Origin of the sequence: Shewanella sp. HN-41, from assembly GCF_000217915.1 — a bacterium.
Lineage (GTDB): Bacteria > Pseudomonadota > Gammaproteobacteria > Enterobacterales > Shewanellaceae > Shewanella.
The window spans coordinates 1-11,601 of the sequence record NZ_AFOZ01000031.1 but is presented as its reverse complement, the minus strand read 5'-3'; the positions used below and the strand labels follow the sequence as shown (position 1 = coordinate 11,601).

General features: G+C 45.3%; 12 protein-coding genes and 1 tRNA gene. 8 read left to right on the top strand and 5 right to left on the bottom strand.

Annotated elements, in window-relative coordinates:
- The first annotated feature begins 26 nt into the window (after positions 1-26).
- From SOHN41_RS11765 to SOHN41_RS11730, 8 genes are all read left to right on the top strand, one after another.
- On the top strand, positions 27-506 hold the full coding sequence (locus SOHN41_RS11765; RefSeq protein WP_037458964.1) for a DUF2919 domain-containing protein: 480 nt from the start codon (positions 27-29) through the stop codon (positions 504-506).
- Positions 507-741: 235 nt separating this feature from the next.
- Positions 742-1,947 carry an HD-GYP domain-containing protein gene (locus SOHN41_RS11760; RefSeq protein WP_007649149.1) on the top strand — a complete coding sequence of 402 codons (1,206 nt, stop codon included), beginning with the start codon at positions 742-744 and terminating at the stop codon, positions 1,945-1,947.
- A gap of 57 nt (positions 1,948-2,004) precedes the next feature.
- Positions 2,005-2,868: a hypothetical protein gene (locus tag SOHN41_RS11755; RefSeq protein WP_007649147.1), complete on the top strand. Its 864-nt coding sequence runs from the start codon at positions 2,005-2,007 to the stop codon at positions 2,866-2,868.
- A 106-nt stretch (positions 2,869-2,974) separates the two neighbouring features.
- Positions 2,975-3,595, top strand: coding sequence for a thiol:disulfide interchange protein DsbA/DsbL (locus tag SOHN41_RS11750; RefSeq protein ID WP_007649146.1), 621 nt, complete (start codon positions 2,975-2,977; stop codon positions 3,593-3,595).
- 326 nt (positions 3,596-3,921) lie between these two features.
- Positions 3,922-4,188 carry a DUF4212 domain-containing protein gene (locus tag SOHN41_RS11745; RefSeq protein WP_007649145.1) on the top strand — a complete coding sequence of 89 codons (267 nt, stop codon included), beginning with the start codon at positions 3,922-3,924 and terminating at the stop codon, positions 4,186-4,188.
- Between the two features lie 11 nt (positions 4,189-4,199).
- Positions 4,200-5,936: a sodium:solute symporter family protein gene (locus tag SOHN41_RS11740; protein WP_007649143.1), complete on the top strand. Its 1,737-nt coding sequence runs from the start codon at positions 4,200-4,202 to the stop codon at positions 5,934-5,936.
- 135 nt (positions 5,937-6,071) lie between these two features.
- Positions 6,072-7,919 (top strand): DUF294 nucleotidyltransferase-like domain-containing protein, encoded by a 1,848-nt coding sequence (locus SOHN41_RS11735; RefSeq protein WP_007649142.1) that lies wholly within the window; start codon positions 6,072-6,074, stop codon positions 7,917-7,919.
- Complete coding sequence (locus tag SOHN41_RS11730; RefSeq protein ID WP_007649141.1) at positions 7,920-8,606, top strand: exonuclease domain-containing protein; 687 nt, start codon at positions 7,920-7,922, stop codon at positions 8,604-8,606.
- 94 nt (positions 8,607-8,700) lie between these two features.
- On the opposite strand, the gene atcC is transcribed toward SOHN41_RS11730, so the two are convergent.
- The 5 genes from atcC to SOHN41_RS11705 form a co-directional block, all read right to left on the bottom strand.
- Positions 8,701-9,597, bottom strand: a complete 897-nt coding sequence (gene atcC / locus SOHN41_RS11725; protein ID WP_007649140.1) for a cold adaptation protein AtcC — start codon at positions 9,595-9,597, stop codon at positions 8,701-8,703.
- Positions 9,598-9,608: 11 nt separating this feature from the next.
- Entirely contained in the window at positions 9,609-10,367 is a 759-nt protein-coding gene (gene atcB / locus SOHN41_RS11720; protein ID WP_007649139.1) for a cold adaptation protein AtcB, read from the bottom strand.
- On the bottom strand, positions 10,367-10,882 hold the full coding sequence (gene atcA, locus SOHN41_RS11715; protein ID WP_007649138.1) for a cold adaptation protein AtcA: 516 nt from the start codon (positions 10,880-10,882) through the stop codon (positions 10,367-10,369). The genes atcB and atcA overlap by 1 nt, the downstream gene beginning before the upstream one ends.
- A gap of 24 nt (positions 10,883-10,906) precedes the next feature.
- Positions 10,907-11,191, bottom strand: a complete 285-nt coding sequence (locus tag SOHN41_RS11710) for a J domain-containing protein (protein WP_007649137.1) — start codon at positions 11,189-11,191, stop codon at positions 10,907-10,909.
- A gap of 295 nt (positions 11,192-11,486) precedes the next feature.
- Positions 11,487-11,563: transfer RNA gene (locus SOHN41_RS11705), tRNA-Met, on the bottom strand.
- Positions 11,564-11,601 lie beyond the last annotated feature (38 nt).

Below are 11,601 nucleotides of genomic sequence, written 5' to 3'. Positions count from 1 at the left end.
TGATATTCTGCTTTAGCTTCTTCTAAATGGAAACCTATTTGAATTTCAGTCACATCACTTGGCTCGATGATAAAGGCCATATCAAGCCACCTATTTTCTTGTACGCGCTTTTGGCATTTTTAGCCCGTGGCTGGTGTATTTTTATTGCTTCCTTAACTCAAGCTAGTGATAGGGCTGAATTGGTTCGCATTTTCTATCCTGAAAAATCCGATTTTTTACTGTCTCTCGCTGCGGGTCTTGGCGCCGTGTTGCTCTATTTTGTCGTGATTGCCGAACGTCGCCGTTCACCATTATGGGTAAGGCCACTTTTTGTTCACTTAAAATGGGGACTGTGGCTTCTCCTGTTGGTGGATGCCCTACTATTAGGCCAGCGATTGATCCATGGACAATTTTTGTTCCACTGGAGTCTAGCGCTCGATGCTTTAGTGCTGTTTTGGTCCAGTTTATATGTGCTTAAATCGAAGCGACTAGGTTATTACCTTGCGGATTGGCCAAAGGAAGCCTAAGCTCAAATATTAAACTGATGTGTTATCTTATTGTTATTTTTGATATTTATCAGATTTCCGTTCAAAACTGTAAGATTTATGTGTGTTATCCCTCAGTTTGATAAGCATTTTTTGACTTATAGCTTACTGATTTCTTGGAATCATCTATAGTTATATGTACTTAGCTTAAAGGTGCCTCGAATTAATGGACTGACGGTCCATTTTTCTTCTGTGCATTTGAAAGGAGTCCTACTGCGTGGCAAAAGCAGAACAACGCAAACTATTATTATCCGAACTTCAACTTGGCATGAGAGTCAAGTTGCCTTTGTCATGGACGAATCACCCTTTTTTATTTAACCGTGTCGACATCAGCAGTGCCGCTCAAATTGAAATGATCCGTGGATTAGGTGTGCCCTATGTTTTCCTGATTTCCGAGAGCCTCGGGGATGTTCAAACCTCGGATGAAGATGAGGATATTGAAGAAGCCGCAGAGACTCCCCCAGAGCGAGATCTTAAGGCCGATACCCGTAGGGCAATGCGCCTAAGCCAGAAGCGTTTTTTAGAAGACGTTAATAATTGCCGTAACGTATTTAGTAAAATTGTCAGCGATCCCGAGGGCGCTTATCGCTTATCGGCCGCACTTGTCGAGGATCTCTTGAATCATCTACAGGAGGTAGAAAAACCGTTTCTCACCTTAGTGGGGATGGATGAAAAAGATGTCAGTGTGACTCAACACGGGGTTTCGGTGGCTGTGCTGGCGATGATGATAGGCCATGCACTGGATCTCACCCCTAGGGAGCTGCGGGATATTGCCCTTGGGAGTTTATTTCACGATATCGGTAAGCTTAAAGTTCCCGACATTATTCGCCGAAAGCGCGGTGCTTTGACTGCCCATGAATCTAACTATCTGCAAATGCACCCAAACTTTGGCTATGACATGCTCAACCGTAGCGGATTATTCCCCAAAGAAGTGTTGCATATCGTTTTGCATCACCATGAATTTATTGATGGTTCTGGATTTCCCGATGGTTTAAAGGGCAATAAGATCCCCATCGTTACCCAAATAGTGAGTTTAGCAAATGACTATGATCAGCAACTGAGTGGTCAGCAAGCCTCATCTCCTCAAGTCGCATTAGGGTATTTATTTAAAAATCGGGCGAGTAAGCATGCTGAATCTTTAATCGCCGTATTGGTCAAAATCCTTGGGATTTATCCTCCAGGGACTATCGTTAAACTATCGGATGACTGTGTGGCAAAAGTCATTATGACCACTAAGGATGTGAGTCAACCGCAAGTATGGGCCTGTAAGGAAGATGGCAGTGAAGCATCGCTACGTTTTTTAAGTGATGAGGGCGTCACGGTACAAAAGGCGATAAAAGCGGAGGAGTTGACCGAAGGGGCGATCCGCACTTTGCAGGTGGATAAGGGCATTAGTTTTTATTTTAGCTCACTGCAAGCTTGAATCTTATGGGTTAAGTTCCGTATTCTATCCGCTGATTTTGACTTCCTCGGAATGACTATGGCAGATAGGGAACAACAACTGGGCGTAAAATCCAAAAGCGTCGCTGTTGTGGGGTGCGGGTGGTTCGGGTTTGCCTTGGCAAAGCAATTAGTTCAAGAAGGATATCGGCTAACAGGCTGTAAGCGCAGTATCGATGAGCTTTTGTTGCTTTCGGATGCCGGAATCGAAGCCTTTCAATTGCAGTTAGGTGCCGACGCCGATGTTAAACCCGATGCACAAGCATTACAGGAGGTATTGCAAACCGATTTTCTCGTGGTAAATATTCCGCCCAGATTAAAGCGTGGTAATGGGGCTTATGTTGAAGAATTACAACAACTCATCGCATTAACCCAAGGCTGGCAATACCAAGGCATAGTGTTTATCAGCACTACGGGTGTGTACCCAAGCCAAGATAAATCGATGACGGAGGCCGATGCTGCCGCCGAATCCTCCGATAGCCAAACCTTGTTAGAGGCTGAAGCCTTGTTTGGTGCCCAAAAAAATAGTTGTATCCTGCGCTTTGCTGGACTCGTGGGGCCTAAACGCCATCCCGGGCGTTTTCTGGCGGGCAAAACCGATGTTCCAGGGGCGAATGTAGCTGTAAATTTAGTCCATTTGGGCGATTGTGTTCGAGCCGTGAGCGCCATTTTAGCGGCGAATTGCCAAGGGAAAACTATCGCTCCTATCTATAATCTTTGCGCACCTATACACCCCACTAAGGCTGAGTTCTATCACGCCGCAGCCCTGTCCTTAGGCTTAGTGCCTCCGGAGTTTAATCAACTGACAATGCCTAGTAAGGTGATCATCGGCGAGGCCATTGTGGCCGATTTAGGTTTCAGTTACCAATATGCTTCACCGCTTGCTATGCTCGCGGCATGTTAGTGAACAAAAGTTAAAGATTTAGACTGAAGTTTTAGGTTATCTTTAGGCCTTGTTAGGCATAGTGCTATCCCTATATACAACAAATCCAACGAAAAGAGACAGTATAATGAGTGTATTAAATGTTGTTCGCCCCGTGGTCGCATTGATGTGTGGACTAATGCTGAGTGCCAGTTTTGCGCCACAAGCGGCAAACTTCGAAGAAGGTAAAGATTACATCACAGTGGCGGGAATAACCGAAGCACAAAAGCCTATGTTACGGGAGTTTTTCTCCTACAACTGCCCACATTGCTATAAACAAGAGCCGCTAATGGTATCGACGATCGCCTTACTCGGTAAGGAAGTCGCCTTTGAGCGCACTCCTGTTGGTGCGGGGCGTCCCGCTTGGGAATTGAGCCAACTTGCCTATTATGTGGCGCAAAAGCTGAAAATGACGCAGCAAGTGCATGAAGCCATCTTTAAACAAATCCACGAGAAAGGAGAGCCCTTTACTCGACCCGAGCAGGTTAAAGCCTTTTTCGTATCACAGGGTGCCAAAGCCGATGATGTGGATGCGGCAATGAATTCTGTCGATGCTAAGTTTACTGTGATGAACTATGACTCCCAAGCAGAATTGGCAGGCCTAAAAGGGGTACCAGCATTGATGGTAAACGGACGTTATATGTTAACTTCCACTGCCCATAGCCCGGAAGAGCTCGCACAATTAGTGAAATTTTTGGCTGATAAATAAGTCTGATCGCCAGATTGATTTTGTTTATGAACGAATTTTGCTCATGTTTTTGATGAATAACCCAGCTGATGCTGGGTTATTTTTTTGTTCTGTGTCCAAAAATGTTGATAAATGCGGCTCCCATCTGTTCGACATTGGTCTAACCTGCGAAAAATTTAAAATTCCATTCAAATGTAATTTAATTGTTAATTAGTTGATTTTAAGTAATATTTTGATTATTTAATTGTGAGCCTATTCACAAATTAGACTAAGGTCTTGATTGTGGTCACCCCAGCTGTTGCTAGATTAAACAAGACTTAATAATAAAACAGCACAGGGGAGTCGCTATGGGTTTTGAAAACAACGATAAAGCAAAAGGCTACTGGCGCGAGAATTTACGTCTCGTTCTTGGCTTATTAGCTATTTGGGCCGGCGTGTCATTTGGATGCGGCATTATATTGGTTGATGTACTCAATGAAATCCATTTCATGGGATTTAAATTAGGCTTCTGGTTTGCACAACAGGGATCTATGTATGTATTCGTTGCGCTTATTTTTGTCTATGCGGCAAAAGCCAACGCCTTAGATAAAAAATATAACGTACAAGAAGACTAAGGAGAACTGAAATGGGTGTTCAAGGATTAACGTATCTTATCGTAGGGCTCTCGTTTGCGCTCTATATCGGGATTGCTATTTGGTCACGGGCAGGCTCTACCAAAGAGTTTTATGTCGCTGGTGGTGGCGTGCATCCTGTGGTTAACGGTATGGCAACGGCGGCGGACTGGATGTCGGCAGCGTCATTTATTTCTCTGGCAGGTATAGTGTCTTTCGTCGGTTACGACGGCAGTGTGTACTTGATGGGGTGGACTGGCGGCTATGTTTTATTAGCCCTGTGTATGGCGCCCTATTTACGTAAGTTTGGTAAGTTTACTGTGCCTGATTTTGTGGGTGAGCGTTATTACTCGCAGGCGGCGCGAACCGTTGCGGTGATTTGTGCCATCTTCATTTGTTTTACTTACATCGCAGGGCAAATGCGGGGTGTGGGTGTTGTGTTCTCTCGTTTCTTAGAGGTCGAAGTCGATACCGGTGTGTATATCGGTATGGCAGTGGTGTTCTTCTACGCTGTGTTAGGGGGCATGAAAGGGATTACCTACACTCAGGTTGCCCAATACTGCGTGCTGATTTTTGCCTTTATGGTGCCAGCTATCTTCCTGTCTGTGATGATGACGGGTCACATTATTCCGCAAATTGGCTTCGGTGCTGAACTGATCGATGCAGCGGGTAATAATACAGGGGTATATCTGTTAGAAAAGCTTAACAATCTATCGACGGAACTGGGATTTGCACCCTATACCGATGGCTCTAAGAGCATGATCGATGTGTTTTGTATCACAGGCGCCTTGATGGTGGGTACTGCGGGTTTACCCCATGTTATCGTGCGTTTCTTCACTGTGCCTAAGGTGAAAGATGCGCGTATCTCTGCGGGATGGGCACTGGTCTTTATTGCGATTATGTATACCACTGTACCTGCGTTAGCGGCATTCTCTCGCGTAAACATGATCGAAACTATTAACGGCTCAGATCAAAAAGGTGTTGCCTATGAGACTGCACCCGATTGGATCAAAAACTGGGAAAAAACCGGTCTGATCAAGTGGGATGACAAAAACGGCGACGGCAAAATCTATTATGCTAAAGGCAAAATAGAGGATGCGGCTAGCACCAACGAAATGAAGATCGATAACGATATCATTGTATTAGCGACACCAGAAATCGCCAATCTGCCAGCTTGGGTCATTGCTTTGGTGGCCGCGGGTGGTTTAGCCGCAGCCCTATCGACTTCGGCGGGCTTATTGTTGGTGATTTCAACATCGATTTCACACGATCTGCTGAAAAAGAACCTAATGCCCAATATCTCTGACAAGAAAGAGCTGATGTTTGCAAGGCTTGCAGCGGGTATCGGTATTGTGATTGCAGGTTACTTTGGGGTGAATCCTCCAGGCTTTGTGGCTGCGGTAGTGGCCTTTGCCTTCGGTCTTGCTGCATCGTCACTGTTCCCAGCCATCATCATGGGTATCTTCTCTAAAACCATGAACAAAGAAGGTGCGATTGCCGGTATGTTAACGGGATTACTGTTCACTGCGGGTTATATCATCTACTTCAAGTTTGTTGACCCTACGGCTAACGTACCTGCAAACTGGTTCCTCGGTATTTCACCCGAAGGTATTGGTATGGTGGGTATGGTCGTTAACTTTGCTGTTGCGGCGTTAGTCAGTAAAGTCACCTCTGCAACACCACAACATGTACAGGAAATGGTTGAGTCTATCCGTTTCCCTAAAGGTTCTGGCGAAGCAAACGGTCACTAGTAGGCCCATCGAGTTGAAAAAGAGCGCTTAGGCGCTCTTTTTGTCTTTAGTGGTTCGCTGACTTTAGTCGAATATGGCGGAGGATTATTGCAGGTTATAGTGAAGATCAATCCACCTAAAAATAAGGTGTTGCCGATGAATGCCAGTGAATTGCAGCCCGTAGTGCAATTTTTAAAATCCATTGTTCCCTTTGATACCTTAGCCGATGAGACGGTTTTACGTTGTGCTAAGGCGGTTACCGTTGGCTATTACAGTAAAGTTTCTCGTTATGTCACCTTTGATGCGAATGCACCTAAATTATATATAGTGCGTAGCGGTGCCTTTGAGGTGCGCGACCCCGAAGGCGTGTTGGTGGATAGGGTCGGTGAGGGCGAGTTTTTTGGTTTTTCGACCTTGTTATCGGGTGAGAAAGTAGTCAATAAGGTCGCTATCTTAGAGGATGGTTTGGTTTACCATTTACCCCAGACATTGTTTGATCAATTGAGGGGCGACAGCCGAAGTTTTGATAAGTTTTTTACTCGAGCCTTTGCAAAGCGTTTGCGCCATGAGGCGCGTTTTAAGGCAAAAGATCTGACGACCACGAGTCGTATTAGCACCTTAATGTCATCCGATCCCATTATGATTGATGCCCATGCCAGTGTGACCCAAGCCGCTCTGCTGATGCGTAATGCCCGGGTATCCTCGCTTTTAGTCATAGATAATCACAAGTTAGTTGGCATTTTAACCGATAAGGATCTACGTAATCGCGTGTTGGCGGCGGGGCTAGATGGCCATTTAGCCGTTCATCAAGCGATGACGGTATCCCCCGTTTCAATTTCATCTAATGCATTGATTTTTGAGGCAATGCTGCTAATGAGTGAGTACAATATTCACCATTTGCCAATTATTGATGAGGGTAAAGCGATTGGCATGGTCACGAGCACAGATATTTTACGTGGCCAAGGCTCACAGCCCTTGCTGTTGATTGGTGAAATAGAGCGACAGCAGGATCTGGCGAGCCTAATTAATGTGAGCAAACAAATACCTCTGTTACTGCAAAATTTAATCAGTGCCGATGCAAGGGCCGAAGAAATTGGCCGGGTATTAACCTCGGTTACCGATGCCCTGACGCGGCGCTTAATTGTGCTCAATCAGCAATTGCTGGGTGAGCCACCGATGGCTTTTTGTTGGTTAGCCTTTGGTTCCCAAGGTAGACAGGATCAAGCTGCGTGTTCAGATCAAGACAATGGCCTGTTAGTCGCAGATGAAATGGATGATTATGCTAAGGGGTATTTCGATGCACTCACCCATGCCGTGTGTGCAGGGCTTGACCAATGTGGCTATGTTTTCTGTCCCGGCAATATTATGGCGCAGAATCCACAGTGGCGAATGTCACTGAAGCAATGGCAGCAGGTCTTTGAAAGATGGGTGATAACCCCAGAACCAAAGGCACTCATGCATGCCAGTATTTTTTTCGATATGCGTTCTGTGTACGGTCCGCAAACCCTGTTCGATGCTCTGCAGGATAAAGTGCTAGCCCAAACCCGTGATAACGACATATTTCTGGCGGGAATGGCGGGTAACTCACTGATTGAGTCTCCACCCTTAGGGTTCTTTCGCAAGTTTGTGCTTGAACGTGATGGAAGCGAAGTTAAAGGTATTGATTTAAAACATAAAGGTAATGCTTTAATCAATGATATTGCCCGTGTCTATGCGTTATCGGCGGGCATCAAAGAAGTGAATACGGCTAAACGCATTCGCGCCTTAATGGAGGCGAACATTCTTAATCGCAAGGATGCACTGAATTTGGCCGATGCCCATGAGTTTATTGCCCATATGCGTTTATCTAATCAAGGCTACCAACATACCCAGGGACAACCCCTGAGCAATTATTTATTACCTGCGCATTTGTCTTCATTAGTGCGGCACCAATTAAGGGATGCTTTTAAGGTAGTACACGATGCGCAGTCAGGGATGAAAATGAAGTTTATGCGGAGCTTTTAAATGGGCCGTTGGATGGTTAGGGCCAAGCTTAAATGGCGCATTCTACGCAGTCAGCATCGGCTATTTAAAGATTATTACCAGTCCTTAATTCCCTTACTGAATATGCCTTTGTCCGAAGCGCCACTGATGGCAATGGATTTGGAGATGACAGGGCTCGATCCCGTGCGCGATCAAATTTTGAGTATTGGTCTTGTGCCTATTGAGCATGGAGCAATTCCACTGGCGGGGGCAGAGCAGAAATTGGTGCAGATTCGTGGCAGTGTCGGCCAGAGTGCAACTATTCATGGCATTCTTGACAATCATTTAGTGCAAGCTGTCAGTATTGAAGAAGCAATGGCATGGTTTCTTAGTCGCACCCGCGGCAGAATACTCGTTGCACACCACGCCCCTTTAGATTGCCGTTTTTTACAGCAGGATATTCTCGCGATTTATCATCAGACTGTGATGCTGCCTACTATTGATACCCTCATGGTTGAAAGGTTGCGTTTGCTACGGGAGCATTCTGTCATCAAAGAAGGCAGTTTGCGCCTTGGGGCCTGCCGTGAGCGTTATGGCTTACCTATATACTCTGCCCACAGCGCGTTGACAGATGCATTGGCCTGCGCCGAATTACTATTGGCACAAATTGCGGCAATGGGGGGAGCAAGACAGCTTAAAGTTGTTGATCTACTTGCAAAATCCTTCTAACTTTCATGTAAAAGGGACTATTAAATAAAGCACTAACGATTAAATAATGACTGGGCTCATCGAGCCCAGCACTCCAAGTTAAACACCGTCAAGATTAAAACACGATATAGAGCGGCCAGCCTAGGAGGCCGATGAGACCTTCTTTGTGCTCGAATCGCTCTAGACGCTCGGGGGAGGCGCCATCGAGTAAGAGCGCGCGGTAGCTTTTAGCAAAGTTTAGGGTGCGAAGTAGGGCGGGGGCGAAGTTTTTGCCGAGATCTTTGCTGATAGTTTCAGCCAATTCCGTGGGCAGCTCAGCTAACGCTCTCTGGGTTTGAAGCTCGATGTGCTCAAGGGTAAACCACTCATCTAACAGCGTCACTTTGGCTATTCTCTTTTTTAAATCCTGTCTGACTTTGGCATTATCAAACAACATTCTATATAACACGGCTTCGGCTAATACACTCTCAAGGTTGAGAAAGTCCAAAGGGTCGTAGTGAGTTTGCACATAAAACTGCGCCATTAAGGCGGCGATCGACTGTTGACGCTGGTATTCGATTAATGCCTCTTGATAGGCATGAAAACCCTGCCACTCTTCGGCATCTGGAGGGCTAGAGACTTGCTCAAGGAGGAACTTGTCAACATCACCATAGAGTGATTTTCCGTTGGCGAGCTTATGTTTGCTCACCGTGCTCAGCATACTCCAGCCCTTTTGGAAGCATTTCACAACACCGTCGGCGGTTGTCAGCAGACGTATAGCTTGTTGTTGATCTTGATGGGAAAGTTCCATTAAACCTAGGCTGACGACACCAATCACATCGTGTGCCGCTTGCTCTAGCAGGTGCATTTTATACTTGTTATAGAACTTGTCGGCCAGTTTGAGACTCATCAAAATGGCTTTGGATTTGATTTGTGACAGCTGTTCACCGCTCAGCGATTCGTCTGCTTGGCCTTGGATCAATACCTTACTGAGGTATGGTCCCTGATCTACATCACGCAGTACCAGTTGCATCAAAAGATTCCTTAATCCAAAAAGCTAAACATATCATCGACTTCTGCGTATTCATCCGCCACTTGGTTTTTCTCTTTGGCTTGGATCACGAGTTCATTGACGAACTTGTTGATGATAATTTCCCAGCCTGAGCTTTCGTTGCGCAGCAAATTTTTGATCGCTTTTTCAACATCGGGTGCCAGTTCGTGGATAAGCGCCATCAGACTGCGGGGATCATCTATGCTCAAACTATGGGCTTCTTCACTCTTCGAGCGGCTATCGTAACCGACGGTGTCCGTGTCTTCTTCATCATCAAAGAGGTCGGTAAAGCCGTCATCGTCTTGGTGTTGTTCGCCCAACATCATTTCGATAAAGGGGATAGACAGGTAGAAGAGGCCTGCTGGATCGTCGGCAATGCATTCTAAAATGGCGGTTTGTTTTTCTTCGCTATCTTGAATTCGGATTAAATAGGTTAAAAAATCAAAGGTATGCTGTATGAGTTCTTCAGCGTTGTTTTTAATTTTTTCTTCCCAGTACAAAGGTTGTTGACACACTATGTCGCGGATTTGCTCTGGGGTCATCAGTTCTGACATGATTGAAGGGCAGGATATATCATGGTGACTATTAATTTGAGTCAGCGTGACTATGTCCATTTGTTCAATAACTTCAACCAATTGCTCATCACTCATGGTGGTGGCGATGAGTTCGAAACGTTTGCTCGCTTGTTTTGGCTCTACGTCTGCCAGTTCTTTTATTTCGGCAACGGTTATCTCAATGAGACTAGTGTTCATTAGCGGTCCTCATCATCATAGTGATCGTAGTAGCCATCTTCCTCTTCACCTTCATCGTCGTCATCGGAATGACCGACATAGTCGTCATCATCATCTTCATCATGCTTAGGTGGTGGTGTTGCTTTACCTTGAGTTTCAAGTAAATACAAAACAGCACAGCTTTCAATAAGCAAATCTTCTGAGTAGGTTCGTACGGCCAATACTAATGGCAAATCGGCATTGTTAAAGCCAATGGTGACCTTAAACTCATCCCATTCGGGTTGAGTGGCCGTGTTGATCCAATGGGCCCATTTCAGCTTGGCATCGCTCGGAAACTTCACTCGACCGTAGAGCGCAACGGGGAGATATTCAGGCACTGAATCCAACATTTTTGGATCAGCTTGTAATACCTTTTTGATTTGACTCGTAAATTGTTCTAGTGCCTTGGGAGTATCGGGGTCATCATAGGACTCGATATTGTCGTAGGCATTATTTTTCAGCTCATTAATGCGTGAGATATTCAGTTTTTTGGCCATATGGCATTACTCTACATTAAACGTTCAAGGGTAAAATTGATCCCATAACTCGCGCATGGCACCAGCGGGATCTGTCACTATCACGTTATTGAAATCTTTAATAAACGCATTTCTAAGCTTGGGGTCCGATAGCACTTCATAGGCTTTTTTAACGCGTTCGAGTTGCTGTGATGCTTGTTCCTTTTCCTCTTCAGAGGCACCTAACAACTTATCCGGATGGTATTTATTTGAGAGTCGTCGATAGGCTTTTTTAATGTCGTCTTCTTTGGCACTGGGTTTGATGCCGAGCACACTAAAGTGGTTAATCATACTTGTACCTGCAGGCGATGGATCTGATATCGCAAGATAAAAAGGGTTTAAATCTGATTATCTTAAATTTTGTGGAATTATGATTAGTCAGCGCTGGATCATAGCAGAAATGCTTATGGGGCGGCAAACACCTGAGTGGCTATTTGTAGACTGATCGCAGGCTTAGTGGTGCTTTTAAAATAAACGGATTTATGGGAGCCATTTGATCTACTTAGAGGGATAGTCAGTGGTATTGCAAATTTTAGCTACAAAAAAACCAGCCTATGCTGGTTATGTTCTCTTTTATAAAGAGAATTGGTTGCGGGAGCTGGATTTGAACCAACGACCTTCGGGTTATGAGCCCGACGAGCTACCATGCTGCTCCATCCCGCGTCCGATATCTATCTGTATTACTTTGCTATTTTCACATT